The 24840-nt window shown below is 35.2% G+C and carries 16 protein-coding genes; 4 read left to right on the forward strand and 12 right to left on the reverse strand.

What is annotated here, in order from left to right; genetic code table 11:
- Positions 1-4: 4 nt before the first annotated feature.
- Both ccoS and AC0UBM_RS01145 read right to left on the reverse strand, forming a co-directional pair.
- Positions 5-190 carry a cbb3-type cytochrome oxidase assembly protein CcoS gene (ccoS, locus tag AC0UBM_RS01140; RefSeq protein ID WP_414034964.1) on the reverse strand — a complete coding sequence of 62 codons (186 nt, stop codon included), beginning with the start codon at positions 188-190 and terminating at the stop codon, positions 5-7.
- 76 nt (positions 191-266) lie between these two features.
- Positions 267-2654: a heavy metal translocating P-type ATPase gene (locus AC0UBM_RS01145; protein WP_475687302.1), complete on the reverse strand. Its 2388-nt coding sequence runs from the start codon at positions 2652-2654 to the stop codon at positions 267-269.
- 94 nt (positions 2655-2748) lie between these two features.
- On the opposite strand from AC0UBM_RS01145, the gene AC0UBM_RS01150 reads away from it, so the two are divergent.
- From AC0UBM_RS01150 to AC0UBM_RS01160, 3 genes are all read left to right on the forward strand, one after another.
- The gene (locus AC0UBM_RS01150) at positions 2749-3426 is read left to right on the forward strand and encodes a Crp/Fnr family transcriptional regulator (protein ID WP_414034962.1); all 678 of its coding nucleotides are present in this window, start codon (positions 2749-2751) and stop codon (positions 3424-3426) included.
- A 131-nt stretch (positions 3427-3557) separates the two neighbouring features.
- On the forward strand, positions 3558-4682 hold the full coding sequence (locus tag AC0UBM_RS01155; RefSeq protein WP_414034961.1) for a vWA domain-containing protein: 1125 nt from the start codon (positions 3558-3560) through the stop codon (positions 4680-4682).
- Positions 4683-4765: 83 nt separating this feature from the next.
- A complete protein-coding gene (locus AC0UBM_RS01160; protein ID WP_475687303.1) occupies positions 4766-6232 on the forward strand; it encodes a sigma 54-interacting transcriptional regulator in 1467 nt (488 codons plus the stop codon).
- A gap of 72 nt (positions 6233-6304) precedes the next feature.
- Here AC0UBM_RS01160 and AC0UBM_RS01165 read toward each other — a convergent pair whose 3' ends face one another.
- The 3 genes from AC0UBM_RS01165 to AC0UBM_RS01175 all read right to left on the reverse strand — a co-directional run bounded on the left by AC0UBM_RS01165 (position 6305) and on the right by AC0UBM_RS01175 (position 11528).
- The gene (locus AC0UBM_RS01165) at positions 6305-7942 is read right to left on the reverse strand and encodes a M1 family metallopeptidase (RefSeq protein ID WP_475687304.1); all 1638 of its coding nucleotides are present in this window, start codon (positions 7940-7942) and stop codon (positions 6305-6307) included.
- A gap of 12 nt (positions 7943-7954) precedes the next feature.
- Complete coding sequence (locus tag AC0UBM_RS01170) at positions 7955-9253, reverse strand: M28 family peptidase (protein ID WP_475687305.1); 1299 nt, start codon at positions 9251-9253, stop codon at positions 7955-7957.
- A 70-nt stretch (positions 9254-9323) separates the two neighbouring features.
- Positions 9324-11528, reverse strand: coding sequence for a bifunctional alpha,alpha-trehalose-phosphate synthase (UDP-forming)/trehalose-phosphatase (locus AC0UBM_RS01175; protein WP_414034957.1), 2205 nt, complete (start codon positions 11526-11528; stop codon positions 9324-9326).
- A gap of 81 nt (positions 11529-11609) precedes the next feature.
- Here AC0UBM_RS01175 and AC0UBM_RS01180 point away from each other — a divergent pair, with 81 nt between their 5' ends.
- Entirely contained in the window at positions 11610-13436 is a 1827-nt protein-coding gene (locus AC0UBM_RS01180; RefSeq protein ID WP_475687306.1) for a glycoside hydrolase family 15 protein, read from the forward strand.
- Positions 13437-13534: 98 nt separating this feature from the next.
- Here the strand turns inward: AC0UBM_RS01180 and AC0UBM_RS01185 are convergent, their stop codons facing one another.
- The 7 genes from AC0UBM_RS01185 to AC0UBM_RS01215 all read right to left on the reverse strand — a co-directional run bounded on the left by AC0UBM_RS01185 (position 13535) and on the right by AC0UBM_RS01215 (position 24748).
- The gene (locus AC0UBM_RS01185; protein WP_475687307.1) at positions 13535-15343 is read right to left on the reverse strand and encodes an acyl-CoA dehydrogenase family protein; all 1809 of its coding nucleotides are present in this window, start codon (positions 15341-15343) and stop codon (positions 13535-13537) included.
- Between the two features lie 313 nt (positions 15344-15656).
- Positions 15657-16847: an acetyl-CoA C-acyltransferase gene (locus tag AC0UBM_RS01190; protein ID WP_414034954.1), complete on the reverse strand. Its 1191-nt coding sequence runs from the start codon at positions 16845-16847 to the stop codon at positions 15657-15659.
- Positions 16848-16979: 132 nt separating this feature from the next.
- Complete coding sequence (locus AC0UBM_RS01195) at positions 16980-19388, reverse strand: 3-hydroxyacyl-CoA dehydrogenase NAD-binding domain-containing protein (protein ID WP_475687308.1); 2409 nt, start codon at positions 19386-19388, stop codon at positions 16980-16982.
- 19 nt (positions 19389-19407) lie between these two features.
- Complete coding sequence (locus tag AC0UBM_RS01200; RefSeq protein WP_475687309.1) at positions 19408-19839, reverse strand: MarR family winged helix-turn-helix transcriptional regulator; 432 nt, start codon at positions 19837-19839, stop codon at positions 19408-19410.
- A 121-nt stretch (positions 19840-19960) separates the two neighbouring features.
- Positions 19961-21730: an AMP-dependent synthetase/ligase gene (locus AC0UBM_RS01205; RefSeq protein WP_475687310.1), complete on the reverse strand. Its 1770-nt coding sequence runs from the start codon at positions 21728-21730 to the stop codon at positions 19961-19963.
- Between the two features lie 346 nt (positions 21731-22076).
- A complete protein-coding gene (locus AC0UBM_RS01210; RefSeq protein ID WP_414034950.1) occupies positions 22077-22841 on the reverse strand; it encodes a carboxypeptidase-like regulatory domain-containing protein in 765 nt (254 codons plus the stop codon).
- Between the two features lie 86 nt (positions 22842-22927).
- Entirely contained in the window at positions 22928-24748 is a 1821-nt protein-coding gene (locus tag AC0UBM_RS01215) for a DEAD/DEAH box helicase (protein WP_414034949.1), read from the reverse strand.
- Between the last annotated feature and the right edge of the window lie 92 nt (positions 24749-24840).

Below are 24840 nucleotides of genomic sequence, written 5' to 3' on the forward strand. Positions count from 1 at the left end.
TTGATTATTCTTTTTTAGTTAGTATGGTTTTTTTAGGTTTTTCTGAAACTAATTCGTCTTCAAATAACATGCGCACCGAAGGGGTATAACTGTCGTCGTATTGTCCATTTTTTACTGCAAATATAAATGCAATAAAAAAGACGAGTGCTACGATAACACTTACTCCTAATAAAATATAAATTACGCTCATTTTTTGCTTAATTAATCGGTAAAAGTAATAGGCTCATGTTATTCAAAATATGACATTTGTCATGTTTTGAATGTGGTTAAACTAATTTTCTTCCCGCCCAGTTAGAAGCTATCGTAGTAAATACAACGATGCTTATAGAACTTAGTGGCATAAGAATAGCTGCGATAACAGGCGCAAGTTGCCCTGTAACAGCAAAATAAAGGCCTACACAATTATATAATAAAGATAATAAAAAACTCCATTTTATAATTTTTATAGCGGTTTTCGATGCTATTAAGAATTGTTCTAATTTGTGAAAAACTGAAGCATCCATAATCCCATCGCATGCTGGAGAAAAAATATTAATATTTTCTGAAAGTGCTATACCTACCTCACTTTGTGCTAAAGCACCAGAATCGTTAAGACCATCGCCAACCATTAAAACTTTAGAGCCTTCGGTTTGATGGTATTTAATATATTCCAATTTATCTGCAGGTTTCTGATTGAATAACAATTTGGTTTTTGTCGGTAATAATTTTTTTAGATTTTCCTGCTCGCCTTCATTATCACCAGAAAGAATCGCCAAATCATATCGTTGTTTTAAATCATTAAATAATTTAGAAAGTCCGGTCCTATAACTGTTATAAAAAGTGTATTTCCCTTTGTAATTTTCGTTACTACTAATGTGTACACTTGTACTTAAGGACTTCTGAAGTTCTTTTTTACCAACAAAATTAGCCGAACCTACTTTTATCGCATTATTTTTTATGGAGGCCTGAACGCCTTGTCCGATATGTTCTTCAAAAGTATCTAAAGAAACAATGTCGTTCGCTTTTAAAATATCGTATAAAGTTCTGCTTAATGGGTGGTTCGAGCCGCGTAAAGTATTTTTTAATAAGCGTTCTTCGTCTGGAGTTAAAGGGGTTCCATCATACGTCGCAGTACTTTTTTTGTTGGAGGTAATGGTTCCTGTTTTATCGAAAATAATCGTGTTAATAGCCGCTAATTGTTCTATAACGCTAGCGTTCTTTAAATATAATTTATGTTTTCCGAAGATACGTAGCATATTTCCAAACGTAAAAGGCGCGGCTAAAGCTAAAGCACAAGGACATGCTATAATAAGGACTGCAGTAAATACGTTCATGGCTTTGCTAGCATCAAAGAATAACCAAAATACTGTGGAAATTACCGCAATACTCAAAATAGAAATGGTGAACCGTTTGCTTATGGTATTGGTTAAGTTAACAAATGCATCTTCTTTGTTTTTATTAAAAATATCATGACTCCAAAGTTGTGTTAGGTAACTTTGTTTAACAGCTTTTACCGCTTCCATTTCAATACTTCCAGAGGTTTGTTTTCCTCCAGCAAATAATTTGTCTCCAGAAACTTTACTAATGGTTTCCGATTCGCCAGTTACAAAACTATAATCTATAGATGCTTTTCCTTTTATTAAAATACCATCTACAGGAATTAATTCTTCATTCCTGATTAATAAGCGATCGCCTTGTTTGATGTCGTAAATCTGAATAGGAATTTCTTCAGTTTCAGAAACTATTTTAGTCACCGCAATGGGAAAATACGATTTGTAATCGCGCTCGAACGATAGAAAAGAATAGGTTTTCTGCTGAAAAAACTTTCCTAATAATAAAAAGAACACTAATCCTGTTAAACTATCAAAAAATCCTTGTCCGAGGTCGAATATAATTTCGACAGTGCTTCGTAAAAATAAAACCAAAATACCAACAGCAATGGGTACGTCTATATTTAAAAGTCCAGCGCGTAGGCCTTTATAGGCAGATATAAAATAATCGCGCCCGGCATAAAATACAACTGGTAGAGAAAAGGCAAACATCATCCATCTAAAAATAGGTTTGTACTGGTCTAACCAAAACTCATCTACTTCAAAATATTCTGGAAATGACAAAAACATAACATTTCCAAATGCAAAACCAGCAATGCCCAGTTTATAAATTATGGAGCGATTTATATGTTTTTTACCGTCGCTATAATCGTCTAAACTAATATAAGGTTCGTAACCAATTGTACTTAAAAGCAAAACAACATCTTTTAATGAGGTGCTTTTAGATAAGTAGGTAATCCGAACCGTTTTTTTGTTGAAGTTTACCTGAGAGCTTGTAATTTCAGGTTTTAGTTTGTGCAAGTTTTCTAAAATCCAAATACAAGAACTACAATGAATATGCGGTATATATAAAGTTGCAATCTGAATAGAATCGTCGTTAAACTCTAGAAGCTTTTCTAAAATTTGTTCATCTTTCAAAAAATCGAATTTACCTTCGTTTATTTTTGGGATGGCTCCTGGCGACTTTTGTATGTCGTAATAGGCCGTTAAATTACTTTCCGAGAAAATCTCATAAACTGTTTTACAACCGTTACAACAAAATGATTTATCGTCGAAATTTATTTCAACACTATCACAGGTGTTACCGCAATGGAAACATGTTTTTTCTTGGGAATTATGGACCATTTTTTTTAAAATCAAAGGTTTAAAATAGGAGCCTGTAAAAATATGATATTTGTCATGATTTTAGTACTTTTGGATATAATATAATAATGATTACATGGGAGATTGCGAACAATGCATGGTGAGGAAGTTAAGCGCTTTAAAAATGCTGAAGGGTGAAGAAATAAAAGCTATATCTTGTGCAAAAATAACGAAGCATATTAAAAAAGGCGAAATTATTTTTAAAGAGGACGAGATGCTTAATGGCGTTTATTGTATTAGCTCGGGTGTATGTAAATTAACCAAATTAACAGAAAAAGGAAAAGAGCAGGTTGTAAGGTTGGTTGTTAAAGGGGAACTTTTAGGACAGCGTTCGGTAATTATAAATGAAGTGGCAAACTTAACGGCTACAGCATTAAATGATATGGAAGTGTGTTATATTCCGAAACAAGAAATTGTGCAAGATTTAATGAAGAATAACGACTTTTCTTTAAGTATGTTAAGGCGTATGGCAGAGGATTTAAAAGATGCAGAAACTGCTATTATTAATATGGCACAAAAATCGGTTAGAAAACGATTGGCAGATATCATTCTGTATTTAAGCGATAATTTCGGTGTCGATGAAAGTGGTTATCTTAAAGTAACATTATCTCGCGACGATTTTGCAAGTATAGTGGGAACAGCAACAGAGTCTGTAATTAGAACATTATCTCAGTTTAAAAAGGAAGAGTTAGTAAAAACTTCAGGAAAGAAAATACGTATTATAAATCGAGCGGAATTGGAAATGATGGAATAAACATAGTTTTACCTTCATTTTAATAAAATATAAAGTTGAGTTGCCTTAAAAAGTAATTCAACTTTTTTTAGTTATAATATTATGTGAAAGCCAATCGATTTATGTGAGTAAATTAGTATTTTTATAATGCTATGAAAAAAACAATTCACAAAAAAGGGTTTGTATTTCAGGTTTACGAAGCGAAAAATCAATCGCCATTCGATACACTTTTTGAAATATTTAAAGAACTCATTACGCATACTTCTGGCGATTTCGACGAAGCTATTAGTTGGTTGCGAGACTTAGATAAAGAATATAAACTTACCACTGCCGAATATACTATTGATGATTTTATTGAAGACCTTAAAAAAAGAGGTTATATAAAAGACGATAGCGATGGTAAAGGGAATGGTGGTACAACTATTACTGCAAAAACAGAGCGCGCCATTAGACAACAAGCCTTAAACCATATCTTTGGTAAACTTAAACGCAATGGCTCTGGTAACCATAAAAGTAAATCTCTAGGAACAGGCGATGAGCATACGGGAGAATTTAGAGGATACCAATTTGGGGATGCTTTAGATAAGGTCTCTATTACCGAAAGTTTAAAAAATGCACAAATTAATCACGGTATCGGAAGTTTTAATTTAACCGAAGAGGATTTGGTTGTCGAAGAAACGCTTCATAAATCGCAAATGAGTACGGTGCTTATGATAGATATTAGCCATAGTATGATTCTCTATGGCGAAGATCGGATTACGCCTGCTAAAAAAGTTGCGATGGCATTGGCCGAATTAATTACTACACGCTACCCAAAAGATACCTTAGATATTTTGGTTTTTGGGAATGATGCTTGGCTTATTAAAATTAAAGATTTACCTTATTTAACAGTTGGCCCGTACCATACCAATACGGTGGCAGGATTGCAATTGGCTATGGATGTATTGCGTAGAAAGCGACATACAAACAAGCAAATTTTTATGATTACAGACGGGAAACCAAGTTGTTTGAGAATGCCCGACGGACAATACTATAAAAACAGTATGGGCTTAGACGATTTTATTGTGAATAAATGTTACGATTCGGCCCAACAGGCTAGGCGATTGCATATTCCTATTACCACGTTTATGATTGCAAAAGATCCATATTTAACGCAGTTTGTTCAAGAGTTTACAAAAGCGAATCAAGGAAAAGCATTTTATACAGGACTAAAAGGTCTGGGCGAAATGATTTTTGAAGATTATGAAACCAATCGTAAAAAACGAATTAAAGGATAAAAAAGAGTCTAAATACTACCATAACAAATTTTAAACTTTAGAGTAAACCCAAAACTACTGGGCTAATACTAAAATCTATAAGAATGAAAATTGAACATATAAAAACATTAGGAGCCTTAAAGGCCTCAGGATATAAGAGTAAATCGATTAAAGATGAATTGCGCGATAATTTAATTACAAAATTAAAGAATGACGAAGTTGTTTTTGAAGGCGTTCACGGTTACGAAAATACCGTTGTTCCGGAATTAGAACGCGCCATCTTATCACGGCATAATATTAATTTATTAGGATTACGCGGACAAGCAAAAACGCGTTTAGCACGATTAATGGTAAATTTATTAGACGATTATATTTCTGTGGTAGAAGGTTCGGAAATTAATGACGATCCGTTACAGCCAATTTCGAGATATGCCACAGAATTAATTGAAGAGAAAGGAGATAATACACCTATAACTTGGATGCCAAGAAGTGAGCGCTTTGCAGAAAAATTAGCGACACCAGATGTTACAGTAGCCGATTTAATTGGAGATGTAGATCCTATTAAAGCCGCACATTTAAAACTCAGTTATGCCGACGATCGTGTTATACATTATGGTATGATACCTAGAGCCAATCGCTGTATTTTTGTAATTAACGAAATACCAGATTTGCAGGCCCGAATTCAGGTGGCTTTATTTAATATTCTTCAGGAAGGCGATATCCAAATTCGCGGATTTAAATTGCGATTACCTTTAGATTTACAATTTGTATTTACGGCCAATCCAGAAGATTATACCAATCGAGGTAGTATTGTAACTCCTTTAAAAGATAGAATTGGCTCACAGATAATTACGCATTATCCAGTAGATTTAGAAACGGCTAAAAAAATTACGCAACAAGAAGCTAAATTAAACGCAAACCAAACTGGGATGGTCACTATTCCAGAATTAGCGAAAGACATTCTAGAACAAATTGTTTTTGAAGCACGAGATAACGAGTTTATAGATGCAAAAAGTGGAGTAAGTGCACGTTTAGGAATTACAGCTTTAGAAAATTTAGTGAGCACGGCCGAACGTAGAGCGCTTATTGCAGGCGACGATAAAACAACCATCCGCTTAAGTGATTTTGTGGGTATTATTCCTGCAATTACCGGAAAAGTAGAATTGGTTTACGAGGGGGAACAAGAAGGTGCTTCGGTAGTCGCTTTTAATTTAATCGGCGATGCGGTGCAAACCTTGTTTCCAAAATATTTTCCAAAAATTGAAAAATTAGAAAAGCAAGAAGACGAATTGCCTTACGACGATCTAGTATCTTGGTTCTTTAATAGTGCAGATGGTTTTGAATTGTTAGACGACTTGACAGAAAAAAACTATAAAGATACTTTAGATGCTATTGAGCCTTTACACGCATTACTGACTAAATATCAGCCTAATTTAGCAGAAAGTGAACGCTATTTTATTATGGAATTTGTGCTTTGGGGCTTAGTTCAGTATAATAAATTAAGCAAATTTAGATACACAGAAGGTATTCAGTTTAAAGATCCTTATGGAAGTTTTATTAAGGGACTTTAGATTTATTAAATCTAAAAACGCCATCTTTTAAAGATGGCGTTTTTTTTATGCTTCGAAATAAGTTAATTCAAATTATAGCATTTTAGAATTAACATAAAAGTCTTTATCTACGTCTAAGGCTTTATTTTTAACAGGTATCGTTTTCCAAGCCTCTGTAGGCGTAATCCATTGCGGTTTATCATCTATGGTGACTTGAATAGGCATATCGAAACCATTAACAATATCAGTCCAACGGTAATTTAAGGAACCATCTTTAAACTTATATTCTAAAGTTGGAATACGAATATCTCTTAAATACTGATTGAAAAATGCTGTTAAATCGATACCAGTTTCTTGACTTAGGTAATCTTCAATTTGTTTAGTGGTTACCGTTTGGTGATAAAACGTTTTATTAAGGCCACGTAAAATTTGTCTCCATTTCTCATCGTCGCCAACCAATTGTCTCAATGTATGTAGCATGTTTGCTCCTTTAGTATACATATCTCCAGAACCTTCGCTATTTACATTGTAAGTTCCAATAATAGGTTTTGTATTTTTAATGGAAGCACGTGTGCCAATTACGTATGCTGCAGAAGCTTCTTTACCGTAATGATAATCTACAAACAGATTTTCAGAATAGGCTGTAAAGCTTTCATGAATCCACATATCTGCAATGTCCTTATATGTAATATTATTAGCAAACCATTCGTGACCAGATTCGTGAATAATTATAAAGTCGAATTTTAATCCCCAACCAGAACCAGATACATCTCGTCCGTTATAACCATTTTCAAACTTATTTCCATAAGTTACAGAACTTTGATGTTCCATGCCTGGATAAGGTACTTCAACCAATTTAAACCCATCTTCGTAAAAAGGATAAGGTCCAAACCAATGTTCGAAAGCCTTCATCATTCTTGGCGCATCTTTAAATTGTTTTTTAGCTTTTTCAAGATTATCTCTCAATACATAGTAATCCATGTCTAATGGTCCTTTTTCACCAGGATACACTTCAGAAAAATGAACATAGTCAGCAATATTAACATTTACACCATAATTATTAATTGGATTTTTAACCGACCAGGTAAAAATCTTTCTCCCATCGTCTAAGGTTTTTGTGTTTGTTAATTTTCCGTTAGAAACGTCCATATACCCTTTTGGGGTAGTAACGCTAATATCCATACTATCTACCTCGTCGTACATGTGATCTTTACAAGGCCACCATACGCTAGCTCCTAAACCTTGATTAGATGTGGCAATAAAATGTTTACCATTATCATCTTTTTTCCAAGAGAAACCACCATCCCATGGAGCTCTAACAGCTTCTTTCGGGTGACCTTCGTAATACACGTCTATACTATTAGAAGCGCCTTTTGCTTGTGGTTTTGTTAGGGTTATAAAATGAGCATTTCCCTCATGTATTACGTTTAAATCTTTACCATCTTGAGTTACTTTTGTAATTTTTAGTGGCACCTGTAAATCGATTTGTAACACATTTGCAGGTTCCAAAACGGTGTACTGAATTGTGTTTTTACCTGAAATAAATTTAGTTTCAGGTAATACTTCAATGTTTAAATGATAATACGTTAAATCCCACCAAGCACGTTCGGGAGTTATGCTTCCACGGAGTGTATCTTGATGTGTGAAAACGGTTTTGTTAGACAACATTTGGCTATACGCCGAAGTGGCTAAACATAAAAAAGTAAGAAATACTAAGTTGAATTTTTTCAAAATTTAAATAATTTAATTTTTTATAATACTATTGGGAAAAACGACCGGACTTTCAAATCCGTTTTTATTGATTGAAGATACGCCAAAATAAAAATTATCAATAACAATACCTTCTAAAGTAAATGCTGTAACATTGCCTACAGTTCGGCTATAATCCCAAGTTGGGGACGTGGTATCTCTCCAATACATTTTATAACCCACAGCGCCTTTAACTGCATTCCATTTTAATCGAGCTGAAGCTTGAACAATACCACCAATCGCTACCGTTGATGGGGCAGGAGCGGCCGAAGCTAAAGCGGCTAAATTAATAGCATTTACTGCAGTTAATTTTTTTGCGTAATCAAAATTCACGTGCTCAAAAGTGTCGCCATATGCGATACCATTTTCTGTGCGAATATCTTGATGTTGTTGGGTGTAATTTTCGTGAGCCTCCATAATCCGAACTCCGGCATAGCCTAAGTCGTTAAACGGACGGTGATGGCCGCCTCTTCCAAAACGATCTAATCTATAAATCATCATCGGATTCATTTCTGGCATATACGTTTTTGTGGTCTTATGTATATAACGCGCTAACTGCCGAGATATACCATCGACTTCACCTCCATAAAAACGACGTGATTTACGTTCCTGTTCTGTTTCCGTTTGTGGAACGGGTTCGGAGAATATGCGGAAAGACCTATTATCTATCACGCCATCTACACCTTTAATGTTACCAATCATATCGTTATTAAATACTCCAATAATATCCCAATTATTAGCCTTAGCATAAGCTGCAAATCCAGCACCACCAAATAAGCCTTGTTCTTCTCCCGATAAACCTAAATACACGATACTATTTTCAAATTTATAGTTCGATAAAACGCGGGCGGCTTCTATAGTTCCAGACATGCCCGAAGCATTATCATTTGCACCTGGGGCATCGGTTTTAAAATCCATTGTATTACTGGCTCGAGAATCTATATCTCCCGTCATTATAATATAACGGTTTGGGTAAGTTGTCCCTTTTTGAATGGCCACAACATTTACCACCCAAGTATCATGCGGGACTCTGGCGTTTCCTTTTTTGGTTACAAAATCTTTCTGATAAAATACATTAAGACAAGAGTTGCAAGTGTTGGAGATCGAATCGAATTCATTCTTAATCCAACGCCTTGCAGCTCCTATCCCTCTTGTATTGGATATGGTATCACTAAACGTGTTACGTGTACCAAATTCGGTAAGCGTTTTAACGTCTGCTTTAATACGGTCTGCAGAAACGGAATCAATAATATTGTAAATTAATTGATGGTTTTGTGCAGATGCTAACATCATACTACTACAACACAGTAATAGGCATAAATATAATCGACAGGTCATAGTAGTTCTGTTATAAAGTTTAATATTAAGCAAAACTCTTTAATAATTCGCGAACTTCTTCTGTGTTTTTGATATGGTATTTCGCACTTGTTTTCTTAAATCCTACTTTTACGGTATAAGCCGAATCAGGTAGTTCTTCAAACATATATTCGTCTGTCCAATCGTCTCCGATAGCGAACATAAAATCGAAATTATCTTGAGTTAATAAACGTGCGGCTGCTCTACCTTTATTTACATTACTACTTTTTATTTCGGTAACTTTATTTCCTTTTAAAACGGTAAGACCGTGGTTCTCAATTAAACTGTTTAATACAGTATTAAGTTCTGTAGATCTTACTTGCGCTAATTCAGGATCTGTTTTTCTATAGTGCCAAGCTAAAGAATATTTTTTCTTTTCAATAAATGTTCCTGGCGTTCTGTCTACAAATGTTTCTAAAACTGGAAGAATATTTTCCATCCAATCGTTTTTTAGATGTTCTAACATGGTCCAATCTTGATCCTTTTCTTTAAGCCAAACTCCGTGATCGGTAATTAAAGTGTAATCTTTTCCAGCGAACCAATCTTCAAAAGTTTCACGATCTCTTCCACTAATTATTACAAGTTTTACGCCTTCATTGGCATTTATTTTATCTAATAACTTAAATAATTCTGCGTCTGGTCTGCAATCTTTTGGGTTGTCTTTAAAACCAACTAAGGTGCCATCGAAATCTAATAATAATAGTTTCTTATTCGCTTCACCGTAGGCTTCTGCTATGTCTTTTTTTAATGAAGGTGTTAAGCGTTTAGAAATATAAACTTCGTCTTGATCTTTAGTTAAGTCTAAAGCCTTTAAAAATTCTTCAGCCCATTTTTCTACACTGTAACGTTCTAATCGGTTTTGAAGAATTTTAATTCGATTTTGCTGTTCTTCAATAGGCATTTCTATGGCCTGCTTAATCGTATCTGCTATCTGGTCGAAATTATTAGGATTTATTAGTAATGCTTCATTCATTTCTTTTGAAGCTCCCGTCATTTCACTCAATATTAGTACTCCATCCTGATTGGTACGTGTGGCTATATATTCTTTAGCGACTAAATTCATTCCGTCTCGGATAGGCGTAATTAAAGCGATATCTGAAGTGGTGTATAAATCGATTAAGTTTTCAAACGGCATAGAGCGGTAAAAATACCACACTGGAGTCCAACTTACAGTAGAGAATTTTCCATTAATTCGTCCAACTAATTCATCAGTTTCACGCTTTAGTTTCTGATATTGAGGTACGTTAGAACGCGAAGGCACAGCTAATAATATTAGTCTAACCTTTTCCTTATATTCAGGATATTTAGTTAAAAAATATTCGAAAGCTCTTAATCGTTTAGGAATTCCTTTAGTGTAATCCAATCTGTCTATAGACAGTATAATTTTAGCGTCTGAATCTGATTTTATGTGTTCATCTAATCGGCGCTGTAGCTCCGAACGTTCCTTTTTCTGCTGCGTATTGTTTACTAAAGCGGCATTATAGAATTTGTTGTAGTCGATTCCCATTGGGAACGAATCTACTTTAATGGTGCGATCGTGATAATCGATATTATTAAAATTAACATCTAGTCTTAAGATACGTTTTATAGAACTTAAGAAATGACGTTCGTAATCGTACGTGTGGAACCCGAGTAAATCGGCACCAAGCATACCTTCTAATAACTCTTCACGCCAAGGGAAGGTTCTGAAAATTTCGAAAGACGGAAATGGAATATGCAAAAAGAAACCAATAGAAATATTCGGTTTTTTGTCTCGAATTAATTTTGGTAGTAACAAGAGCTGATAATCGTGTACCCAAACGGTATCACCATCATTTACATTTTCGAGAACAACATCGGCAAATTTTTGATTTACGGCTTTGTAAGATTCCCACTCTTCGTGTTCGAAAGACGTATATTCCATAAAATAATGGAATAGAGGCCAAAGGGTTTTATTACTAAAGCCGAGGTAAAAATTATCGACATCTTCGGTAGTTAGAGGTACTGTGACACATTTTTCTTTAGAGACCTCTTTTTTTATTTCTTTTTGTAATTTCGGAGTAAGTTCTTCTTCAGTTAATCCTGACCAACCTATCCAAATGCCATTGCCTTCGGCATGTACAGATTTCATTCCTGTCGCTAAACCACCAATACTTGGTTTAATTTCCAGCTTCGAATCTTCTAATTTTACTTGTAAAGGGAGTCTGTTTGAGACTATAATAGTCTTATTCATGGGGTTGAATTTTGATTAGCAATAAGTTTTTCGTTAATTTAAAGAAAAATAGGTTGCTAACCATATAAAATATAAAATTTAATGAATAATTTAGATTATGGAATTATAGGAAATTGCCGAAGTGCTGCTCTCATTTCAAAAACAGGATCTATAGATTGGTGTTGTTTACCAGAATTTGATTCAAGTTCTGTTTTTGCCAAGCTTTTAGACGAAAAAATTGGAGGGCAATTCGGATTTTCCGTAGACGACAGCTACACTATTACACAAAAATATCTTAACAATACAGCTATTTTGGTCACTTCATTTAGCAATGGAGTCGATGCTTTCGATATTTTGGACTTTATGCCTAGGTATCATAAAACTTTTGGAGGTTATCAATCGCCACCAGAAATTATCCGATTTTTAAAATATAAATCAGGACGCCCAAAATTCACTGTAGATTATGCTCCTAAATTGGAATATGCCCTTGGTGAAACAAACACTTACATAAAAGATGACTTTATTGTAAGTTTAACCGATAAGGAAAAATTCGATACGCTGTTTTTATACACCGATTTAGATAAAGATGCTGTTGTAAATGCTAAAGAAATAGAACTAACTGAGGATGCTTACTTCTTAATTGGTTATAACGAGAAAATATTTAAGCCTGATGTTCAAAAAGCGTATATCGAGTTTGAACGTACCAAAGTGTATTGGTTAAACTGGATGGATAAAACGCCTGCTTATGAGCGATATACCAATGAGATTAATCGAAGTGCAATAACATTAAAATTATTAACCTACGATAAGTCGGGTGCTGTATTAGCCGCGGCTACAACATCTTTACCAGAGACTATAGGCGAAGTGCGTAATTGGGATTATCGTTTTTGTTGGATTCGAGATGCCTCAATGGTAGTAAAAGTGGTATCGCATTTAGGACATAAAAATATTGCAAAACGTTATTTAAATTTTATTATCGATTTAATACCGGATAAAGATGAAAAACTTCAGATTATGTATGGTATTAACAAAGAGAAAAAATTAACCGAAGAAACCTTAGATCATTTAAGCGGTTATAAAGGGTCTAAACCGGTACGTGTTGGAAATGCCGCTTACGAGCAAAGACAGAACGATATCTATGGTATTTTAATGGATGTTATTCACCAACAACTAGTCAATTTTAAAACAGACATTGAAAACGGTGAAGAAATCTGGACTATTACAAAAGGTATTGTTTGGGTCGTGAATAAACACTGGAAGGAAGCAGATAAGGGCATTTGGGAATTTAGAACAGAAGAACGTCATTTTACGTTTTCTAAAGTATTATGCTGGGTTGCTATAGATAAAGCGATTAAGGTTGCCGAAATATTAGGCAAAACGAGAAAGCTTAAAAAATGGATTCCTTTAGAGCAAGAAATTAAAGCAGATATCATGACGAATGCTTGGAACGAAAAGGTGCAAGCATTTACGCAATCTTACGGTTCAGACGATTTAGATGCTTCTGTGTTATTAATGGAGCCATACGGTTTTATAGATGCTAAAGATCCGAAGTATGTGAGTACGGTAAAGGGTATTGAGCGTGATTTAAGTAACGATGGATTATTGTATCGTTATAAAAACAAAGATGATTTTGGATTGCCATCGTCATCGTTTACCATTTGTACGTTCTGGTTTATAAATAGTTTATACAAGATAGGAGAGGAGCAGAAGGCAAAAGCGCTTTTCGATCAGTTATTATCGTATAGTAATCACTTAGGTTTATTTAGTGAAGATATCGATTTTGAGACAAAGAGATTGTTGGGGAACTTCCCGCAAGCATATTCTCACTTGGCATTAATTGAAACGGCTATTAACTTATCGAACGTAACGGAAGAAGAAAAAGTTATGGAATGTATGAGAGACAATGTCGATGAAAGTGATTCGCTATAAGAGTCGAATTTGAAAAAAGTAAAATAAATAAAAGGCCAATTCTGATAAAGAATTGGCCTTTTTAGTTAAAATAAATTTGAATTAGTCATGCATTATTTTTAGAAACAATATTTGTTTTCTGATTTTACCTTTTCTGCGATTTCGTTTCTTAAATCTACAATATCTGGGTAGTTTACATATTTTGTAAAGCGTTTAAGTCCCATAAGCATCATGCGCTGTTCATCGCCTTCAGCAAACGAAATGATACTTTCCTTTCCTTTTTTCTCTACAATATCAACAGCCTGATATAAATACAATTTAGACATGGCGATTTGCTCTTTCTGAGATTCTTCTCCAAAACGTTTAGCATTCTTTTCAGTTCTTAAAATAGCCGATTCTGCCATGTAAATCTCAATTAAAATATCCGAAGCAGCCATTAGTAATTGTTGATGTTCTTCTAAAGCAGGACCAAATTTTTGAACGGCAGCTCCTGCCACCATTAAAAATGCTTTTTTAAGTTTGGCTATCATCGATTTCTCTTCCGAAAGTAATTCAGAAAAATCTGGAGTATCAAAAGACGGAATGCCCATAAGGTCTTCTTGAACTTTCATGGCTGGACCTAATAAATCGACATGGCCTTTCATGGCTTTCTTAACTAACATTCCTACGCAAAGCATACGGTTAATTTCGTTAGTACCTTCGTAAATTCTAGCGATACGCGCATCTCTCCAAGCCGCTTCCATAGGCGTGTCTTCTGAAAAACCCATTCCTCCAAAAATCTGAATACCTTCATCTGCACAATGTTGTACATCTTCCGATACGGCAACTTTTAAGATTGAACATTCTATAGCATACTCTTCAACACCTTTTAATTCTGCTTCTTGATGTGTATTTCCTGTTGCTTGACGCATAGCAATACGGTCTTCAATATTTTTTGCAGCTCTGTAGGATGCAGATTCGCCTACATAAGCATTGGTTGCCATTTCGGCAAGTTTTACCTTTATCGCTCCAAAATCCGAAATTGGGGTTTTAAATTGTTTACGCTCATTAGCGTATTGAACAGCCGTTGAAACAATACGACGTTGCGAATCTAAACACGCCGCAGCAAGTTTAATACGACCGATATTTAAAGCGTTCATGGCAATTTTAAAACCTTCGCCACGACCTGCTAGCATATTTTCTGCAGGTACTACTGTGTCGTTAAAAAATACTTGCCTTGTAGAAGAAGCACGAATTCCTAACTTGTGTTCTTCTTCTCCTAAAGTTATACCGTTCGGACTGTCTTTGTCGTATTCTACGATGAATCCCGTAATGTTTTTATCGTCTTCAATACGTGCAAATACAATCATCAGGCTACAAAAGCCGGCATTCGATATCCACATTTTTTGTCCGTTAATCACATACGATTTGCCATCATCCGAAATCTTAGCTGTTGTTTTTCCCGAATTAGCATCACTACCAGCACCCGGTTCTGTTAACGCATAAGCTCCAAACCATTCTCCTGTTGCTAATTTTGGAACGTATTTTTGCTTTTGTTCTTCTGTCCCATAAAGCGTAATTGGCATCGTCCCAATTCCTGTATGAGCACCAAAAGCGGTACTAAAAGAGCCTGTTCCGCTAGAGATGTAATCGCAAGTTAACATGGTCGATACAAAGCCCATTCCGAGCCCGCCATATTCTTCAGGAACTGAAACTCCAAGAAAACCAAGTTCTGCCGCTTTACGCATAACTTCTTCCGTTAGTGCGTAATCCTTCGCTTCGAATCTTGCTTTATGCGGAATTATTTCACGGTCGTTGAATTCGATAACCGCTTCTTTCATCATTTTTTGCTCCTCAGAAAAATCCTCAGGAGTAAATATATCTTCACTAAGGGTTTCTTTAATAAGAAATTGCCCTCCTCTAATTATATCTTTTTGTTTAGTTTCCATGTTTATAGTTGTTTGTTTATTTTATTGTCTCAAGGATGGCATTTTTAATCTGAGTTATAACTCCATTCCTTTATCGATACTTGTTCTTCTCTTGGGCTTGAAACGACCTACTTCAAATTTATTTTTACGTTAGCCTCCAATTCAAATTGAAGAAAAAACTCATGTTACCATCCGTATGGTTAAATAGTACATGTTTTATATTACGGAAAGTCTACGTAATAGTTTCTTATTTAAATCCAAAAGCAAAAGCTAGGTGTTTTTATCTTCAATTTTTACATTCCGATGTTGCCCATTACATTCAGAATTGAAGGAATTAATTAAGGAACTCAAAAATTCCACACGCACCTTGTCCTGTACCAACACACATGGTAACCGCTCCGTATTTTCCTTGCATGTTTTGCTTACGCATTTCGTCAAATAACTGCACAGAAAGTTTTGCTCCTGTACATCCTAGCGGGTGACCTAAAGCAATGGCGCCTCCGTTGACGTTCACGATATCTGAGTTTAGATCTAATTCGCGAATTACAGCAATAGATTGCGAAGCAAATGCTTCATTTAACTCTATTAAGCTCAAGTCGTCTTGTTTTAAACCAGCCTGTTTAAGCGCTTTCGGAATGGCTTTTACAGGACCAATTCCCATAATTCTAGGCTCGACACCGGCAGCCGCATAATTTACTAAGCGCGCTATAGGTTCTAGCCCCAATTCTTTTACCATATCTTCACTCATTACCATAACAAAAGCTGCACCATCACTGGTTTGGGATGAATTTCCAGCGGTTACACTACCACCAGTGGCAAATACTGCTTTAAGTTTAGATAATGCTTCTATAGTTGTTCCAGCTCTTGGACCTTCATCTTTGGTTACAGAATATGATTTCGTTGCTTTTTTTCCGTTAGCATCGATATAAGTTTCGTCGATAGTAATTGGAACAATCTGATCTTGAAAACGATTCTCTGCTTGTGCTCTTAAGGCCTTCATGTGCGAATTGTAAGCAAACTCATCTTGATCTTCTCGAGAGACTTTAAATTGCGTGGCCACTGCTTCGGCTGTGTTTCCCATGCCCCAGTAATAATCTTCGTGCCCAGATTTTACAATGTCGTAATTTAGTTCTGGTTTAAAGCCAGTCATCGGAACGGCACTCATACTTTCTGCACCACCCGCAATAATACAATCGGCCATACCAGCGCGAATTTTGGCTGTCGCCATTCCAATAGTTTCGATTCCAGAGGAGCAAAAACGATTTACCGTCACTCCAGGTACGTCTACAATATCTAATCCCATAAGTGAGATTAAACGAGCCATATTAAGTCCTTGAGAACCTTCTGGCATGGCATTACCAACCATAACATCGTCTATGCGTTTTGGATCTAATGTTGGCAATTCGTTCATCATATGTTTGATGGTTTCTGCGGCCAACTCATCTGTTCTTTTAAATCGGAATACACCTTTATGTGCTTTTCCAACTGCTGTTCTATATGCTTTTACTATATATGCTTGTTTCATATTAGACCCCTAGCCCCCGAGGGGGAATGCCTATTAGGGGTAAATAGGATTTTATGTGTTATTCTTATCTTTTACTAGGTTCAAATAATATTGAACTCATTTTTCTGTTCCCCATTAAGGGGTAAGGCACCACTAGTTTCTAAGTGGTTTTCCTGTTTTTAACATATGCTGAATACGTTCTAAAGTTTTACGCTCTGTACATAAGCTTAAGAAAGCTTCACGCTCTAAGTCTAATAAATATTGTTCATTAACTAAAGTCGGTTCTGATAAGTCTCCCCCGGCCATAACATAAGCCAATTTGTTGGCTATTTTTTGGTCATGCGGACTAATAAAGCGGCTAGCTTCCATAGAATCTGTTCCCACTAAAAACATACCTAAAGCTTGTTTCCCTAACACCTTAATATCGGTTCTTTTTATAGGTTGGGTATAACCTGCTTCAGCCATAAGTTTGGCATGTGCTTTTGCTGTTGCAATTTGTCGGTCTCTATTTACTACTACGACATCTTTTCCATGTTGAAGTAAACCTAAATCAAAAGCTTCGTAAGCAGAAGTAGATACTTTTGCCATACCGATGGTTAAGAAATATTCTTGTAGTGTATTGAGTTCTACATCGCCTTTTTGGAAGGTGTCTTGCGCTCTTAAAGCCATTTCTTTAGAACCACCACCACCAGGGATTACACCAACTCCAAATTCTACAAGTCCCATGTAGGTTTCTGCGGCTGCAACGACTTTATCGGCATGAAGCGATAATTCGCATCCTCCACCAAGTGCCATGCCATGAGGTGCAGATATTGTTGGGATAGACGAGTAGCGCATACGCATCATAGTATCTTGGAAATATTTAATAGCCATATTAAGTTCGTCGTATTCTTGCTCGGCGGCCATCATAAAAATCATTCCAATGTTGGCTCCAACAGAGAAATTTGCGCCTTGATTTCCGATCACTAATCCTTGGAAATCTTTTTCGGCTAAATCGATAGCTTTATTAATTCCGGCTAGAACATCGCCACCAATGGTATTCATTTTCGATTGAAATTCGCAATTCAAAATACCATCGCCTAAATCTTCTACAACAACACCAGAATTTTTAAAGACTTCGTTTGATTTACGTATATTATTTAAGATGATAAAGGCATCTTGTCCAGGGACTTTTTCTTGTTTCTTAGAAGGAATATAGTAAAAATATGAGGCGCCTTCTTTTACAGTATAAAAAGAGGTAACACCGGAAGCTAACATATCGTTAACCCAAGCTGCAGGTTCGAATCCTTCGGCTTTCATAATATCTATACCTTTTTCAACGCCAATAGCATCCCAAATTTGAAACGGTCCGTGTTCCCAACCAAAACCAGCTTTCATCGCATCATCAATCTTGTATAACTCGTTTGTAATTTCTGGAATTCGATTAGAGGCGTAGGCAAATAAGGAAGCGAAATTCTTTCTGTAAAAGTCTCCAGCTTTATCTTTTCCTTTAACCAAGACTTTAAAGCGATCTATAACCTTATCAATCGTTTTCGTTAATTCTAAAGTTGCAAAATTTGCTTTTTTATTCGGACGATATTCTAAAGTGTTTAAGTCAAGAGATAAAATATCCTTAGAACCATCTTTATGACGCTCTAATTTGTAGAAACCTTGCTTTGTTTTACTTCCCAGCCATTTGTTTTCCATCATTTTACTAATGAAATCTGGCAATTTAAATAGGTCATGACGCTCGTCTTTTGGAACATTTTCATATAAACCATTAGCGACGTGAACTAGAGTGTCTAACCCGACAACATCTACGGTACGGAAGGTAGCAGATTTTGGACGACCAATTACTGGTCCCGTTAATTTGTCGACTTCTTCAATGGTTAAATCCATATCCTTAACCGTATGGAATAAACTCATTATACTGAAAATTCCGACACGGTTTCCAATAAATGCAGGTGTGTCTTTAGCAACAACCGAGGTTTTTCCTAAAAACTGTTCGCCATATCCGTTTAAAAAATCCAATACTTTAAGATCCGTTTTTGGTCCAGGAATAATTTCGAATAATTTTAAATATCTAGCGGGATTAAAAAAGTGGGTTCCACAGAAGTGTTTCTGAAAGTCTTCCGATCGGCCTTCACTCATAAAGTGAATAGGAATTCCAGAGGTATTAGACGTAATTAAAGTACCTGGAGTTCTATGTTTTTCTAGATTCTCGAAGACTTGTTTTTTTATGTCTAATCGTTCAATTACAACTTCTATAATCCAATCGACATCTTTTACTTTAGCGATATCATCTTCCATATTTCCTGTCGTAATACGACTAGCAAATTTTTGATGGTAAATAGGAGAGGGTTTCGATTTTAAAGCGGCAGAAAGCGAATCGTTAACCAATCTGTTTCTTACGGCTTTATCTTCTAATGTTAATCCTTTTGCTTTTTCGGTAGCGTTTAGTTCTCTTGGAACAATATCGAGTAAAAGTACATCTACACCAATATTGGCAAAATGACAAGCGATACCGCTTCCCATAATTCCAGATCCAATTACTGCTACTTTTTTTATTCTACGTGTGCTCATTTTATTAAATAGGCTTTCGTTAATATATTTTTTTGTTTGAAATTAAATCGTTGATCACTTCTGCAACTTCGTAAAAATGGTCAATTTTTTCGGCTGCAATGTTTTGTCTTACAGCTTCGTTGAAAATGAGAACATGATCTTTTGAAATTTCTCGTTTTTGTTTTCCGAATTCGGTTAGGTAAATTAATACACCACGACCATCTTTAGGATTTGGTTTACGTTCGATAAGGCCTTGGTTTTCTAGATTTTTAATAATTCTAGATAAACTTGTGGCCTCCATGCCCATTTTAGGTCCCAAAGAGGTTGACGGAGTTCCTTTCTCGGGATCTATGCTAAGTAATGCGAATCCTGTAGCCATAGTGCTTTCGTATTTAGCGCCTTGTTCGTTATACATTTTGTTAACAGCTAACCATGTGGTTCTTAGTACATAGTCGATTGTTTTATCTTTCATTTTTATAATTTGTCTTAACCAAATATAGTAAAAAATAGTATGCATGCATAATAAAAAGGTGAATTTTAACGAAACATAAAGACAAAAAAAAACTCCTTATTTTTATAAGGAGTTTAATAATTTAAGGGCGATATATAGATTCTATCAAAGGTTTGTATATTTCCTTGATGATTTTTCGTTTTAGTTTTAGAGTCGGTGTGAGGTGTCCTTCTTCTATCGACCAGGTCTCTGGCGTAATTTTAAAGACTTTAATTTGTTCCCAGTTACCAAAGTGTTTGTTTGCATAATCAATTTCTCGTTGCACACGATTTAATAATTGTTCATTCTTTAAGAATGCAGACATATCGCTGGTATCTAATTTGTGGCGTTTTCCCCATTCTCTAATAAAGTCGAAATTGGGCTGAATTAGTGCTGCTGGCATTTTTTCACCTTCACCAATTACCATTACTTGTTCGATAAAACGCGATTGCTTTAATCTGTTTTCTAAAACAGCAGGCGCAACATATTTACCACCACTGGTTTTAAAAATTTCTTTTTTACGATCTGTAATTTTTAAGAATCCTTCCGAATCAATTTCTCCTATATCTCCAGTATGAAAAAAGTCTCCAGTCATTACGCTTTCCGTTCTAACAGGATCTTTATAGTAACCGAGCATAACGTTTGGTCCTTTTACAAGAATTTCTCCGTCTTCGGCTATTTTCACTTCCACGTTATCGATTAATTTACCAACAGTGCCGACTTTAAAACCAAAATTTCTTTCATCGTTTACAGATATTACGGGAGACGTTTCGGTTAAACCATAACCTTCCATAATGGGAATACCTGCAGCAGCAAATGTTCGTGTTAACCTAGATTGTAATGGTGCACTACCAGAAACCATTAATTGTATATCGCCACCTAAACCTTCTTTCCATTTACTGAAAATTAGTTTTCTAGCGATGCTTAATTGCTTTTCGTACCACCATCCATTTTTTCCATATGGCTCGTATTTGAGTCCTAAATCTAAGGCCCAAAAGAACAATGCTTTCTTAATTCCGGTTAATTCTCCACCTTTAGCTACAATCTTGTCGTATACCTTCTCGTATAATCTTGGAACTGCCGTCATAACATGGGGATGAACTTCCTTAAGGTTATCACTCATTTTATCAATTGATTCGGCAAAATATATCTCGACACCACAATATTGATATAAATAGAGGAGCATACGTTCAAACACATGGCAAATAGGTAAGAAACTAAGAGCTCTTGATTTTCCGTAATCAAAAGGGACCCGTTTTTCACTATTTAGTACGTTACTCACAATATTTTCGTGAGATAACATAACCCCTTTAGGTGTACCAGTAGTTCCAGAAGTATATATTAGGGTAGCTAGATCGTTAGGCTTAACACTTGCCTTATGAGATTCTACTTCTAGCTGATTAGATTTATCTTTTCCTAATTCTAAAATGTCTTTCCAGCTCTTTTCATTCGGAATATCATTAAAAGTATACACCCCTTTTAATTGCGTGTTACCTTTTATTTTGTTTATTTTATCTACCACTTCTTTATCTGAAACAAAGCAGTACGTCGCTTCAGAATGATTTAAGATATACTCGTAATCCGTTTCAGAAATAGTTGGATAAATAGGTACGTTTTGAGCACCTAGTTGCAAAATACCAATATCCATAACATTCCACTCCGTTCTATTGTTGGTAGAAATTACAGCTATTTTTTCGTTTGGTTTTACGCCAAGACGCAGCAAACCTCTGCTTACTGCATTGGCTTGATCTATATAGTTTTGTGTGGATATCGAGACCCACTGGTCTCCGTATTTTGTTGTTAAAGACTTACTTAAATTATATTTCTCTAACTGATAATACGGGAAGTCAAATAATCGTGTTACGTTTGTCATGAATCGAAAATATGAATCAGTATTGTAAATGGTATTATGGTCTAGGACTTTATAGATTTACAAATATTAAATTATAATTAATATGTATGCTAATTAGTTATTAATCTTATTTTTTATGTTGTAATATACTAAGAATTTAATAATTGAAGAGTTTTTTTTTTCAACTTTAATGGCTTCAAGTATTAGATTTAGCATTATTTTAAGAGTTATAGCCGAATTGGGGATGTTTTTGGTAATAATAAGTTGAGTTTATACATTCTCTGTGTGTTAGTTAGAGTGAGGGAAACTTTAAAACACAAAAAAGACTGCCTTTTAAAAAGACAGTCTTAATTTTATATGTTTTTATTTACTTCCGGCCTCGGCTTAATACTTTGTATTCCTCATAACACCCACTAATGGCATCCAGAATTTGAAGGTCGGTAGCTGTGTTTATAAAATCTTTAGAATAATTACATTGTCTAACTATTTCATCTAAATCTACACGATCTACTTGTAATAGTACCGTTAGCATTTCTCTGTCGAAACGAGAAGATAGTAAATCTCTAATCTCATCGTTCTGCTTCATTTGCTTCAGTTTTTTCATTTCCTGAGCTTTTTTTCCGAAGGTATTATATAAGAAATCGGCTGGATTAAATATAGAACTTAAAATCTTATTTACACCTGTGCCTTTTCCTGCCTCGTACCCATACTGTAATCCCGAAATACTATATTGGTAATTCGTGTTTATAGGTACTTGAGCAATATCTACTTCTAAATAGCCTGTAAGTCTAAACTGATTTACAACAACTTCTTCTAATGCTAAAGCTAATTCTGTTAAAGCAATAGTTGAACTTCCAAATTTAATCCAGTCGTTTGTAACTTTTACTTTTATAGATTTAAAACCTAAATAAGAAAGGTGGAGCGTATCGTTTGCTTTGGCTACAATTTCGAACTCACCTTTACTATTGGTTGTGCTACCTGTAACTTGATTTATATTGACAATATTTACGCCTTCTAGAGGTTCGTCGTTAGAACCATTAATTATTACCCCAGTTACATTTGTATTACCCTGTTGGGCAAACACAACTGAAGATGTAAGAATTAGAGCTAAAAGGAAAAAAATATATTTCATTATAATTTTGTTAGGCATAAAAGTAGCAAACTAATTAACAATTTAGAAGAAGATTTATTTCTTTTGACTAAATATTAACAGATTGCTTAGCGTCTTGAACGTCTAGGTCTTGAAGAAGATGAAGAATCACTTCTGCTTTCAGAACCAGAACGTCTTGGCTTAGAATCGTCAGAACTTCTTTTTCTTCTGCCTTCTCCGCCAGATTTAGAACGTCTATCTCCTCTAAAACCGCCTTCTTTTCTGTCTCGACTACGACCACCGCCACCGCCGCGACTTCTGTTACCTCCGCGACCACCGCCACCTTTGTTTTCTGTCTCTTCAACATTAACAAAACGACCTTCGTGCTTATAATCGGTAAAGAATTCTAATATTTTTCCTTTAATTTCTTTTTCAGTATTAAAGAAAGAGAAGCTTTCTTTAACATCTACTTTGAAGACATCGTCACGACCTAATTCTAAAACTTCTTTTAAGAAATCTTTTAATTTCATCCAGTCGAAACCATCACGAGTACCTACATTAATAAAGAAACGCGCAGAATCGTCGTTACTTACATGTTCTCTGGTTTCTCTATCTCTAGAGTTTTCAGCGACATTTAAATCTTTAGATTTTTGATAGTAGTTAAAGAAACGTGTAAATTCTACAGAGAAAAACTTCTGAATTAATTCATCTTTAGATGTATCTGCAAATAATGTATTTATGCTATCTAAATGCTTGTCAATTTCTGGATTAATTTCTGTACTGTGAATTTTATTTGCTAACGACATTAATTGAACTTCACAAATTTCCATTCCGTTTGGAATCTCTTTTTTAATGAAATCTTTTTTAATGATACGCTCAATACTTTTTATCTTTCTAACTTCACTTTTAGAAACAATTACCATAGAGATACCTGTTTTACCAGCACGTCCAGTACGACCACTACGGTGATTATACGTTTCGATTTCGTCAGGTAATTGGTAGTTAATTACGTGAGTAATATCGTCTACATCAATTCCACGAGCCGCAACATCTGTTGCCACTAACATTTGGATTTGCTGATTTCTAAACGATTTCATTACTAAATCACGTTGGTTTTGACTTAAGTCACCGTGAAGTGCTCCTGCGTTGTAACCATCTTCTATAAGTTGTTCTGCTACTTTTTGAGTATCACGCTTTGTTCTACAGAAAATTACAGAGAAAATATCTGGATTAGCATCTGCTAAACGTTTTAAGGCTTGGTAACGGTCTCTAGAGTTTACTAAGTAATACTCGTGAGATACTTGCGTACTACCTTCGTTTTTGTTTCCTACTGTGATTTCGGTAGGATTATGCATGAATTTTTTAGCAATAGTGGCAACTTCTTTAGGCATAGTTGCAGAAAATAACCACGTATTTTTATCTGCAGGCGTGTGCGATAAAATATCTGTAATATCTTCTTTGAAACCCATGTTAAGCATTTCATCTGCTTCATCAAGTACGCTGTATGTTATTTTAGAAATATCAACCATATTACGGCTAATCATATCTTTCATACGTCCTGGAGTTGCAACAATAATTTGAGCACCACGTTTTACGTCTCTTGCTTGGTCTTGAATACTAGATCCACCATAAATAGCAACAACGTTTAAACCTTTACAGTATTTACCGTAAGCTTTAATTTCGTTTGTAATTTGTAAACAAAGTTCACGAGTAGGCGATAAGATTAACCCTTGAGTTGTTCTACTGCTAATATCAATTTTTTGAAGCATTGGAAAACCAAACGCAGCAGTTTTACCTGTTCCTGTTTGTGCTAATGCAACTAAATCTATTTCACTTTCTAATAATAATGGGATGGCTTTGTCTTGGACCTCACTTGGGGTTTCAAAGCCCATATCGGTAATAGCGCGCAATAAGTCTTCATTAAGACCTAAATCTTGGAATGTGTTCATTCTTGTAATAAGTATTCGATTAAAATATGTAAGTGTTACATAAGAAGGGAATCGACATACTTAACCTTAAACTTCCAAGTAACACATCCTCT

The organism is Formosa sp. F44 (assembly GCF_056238645.1).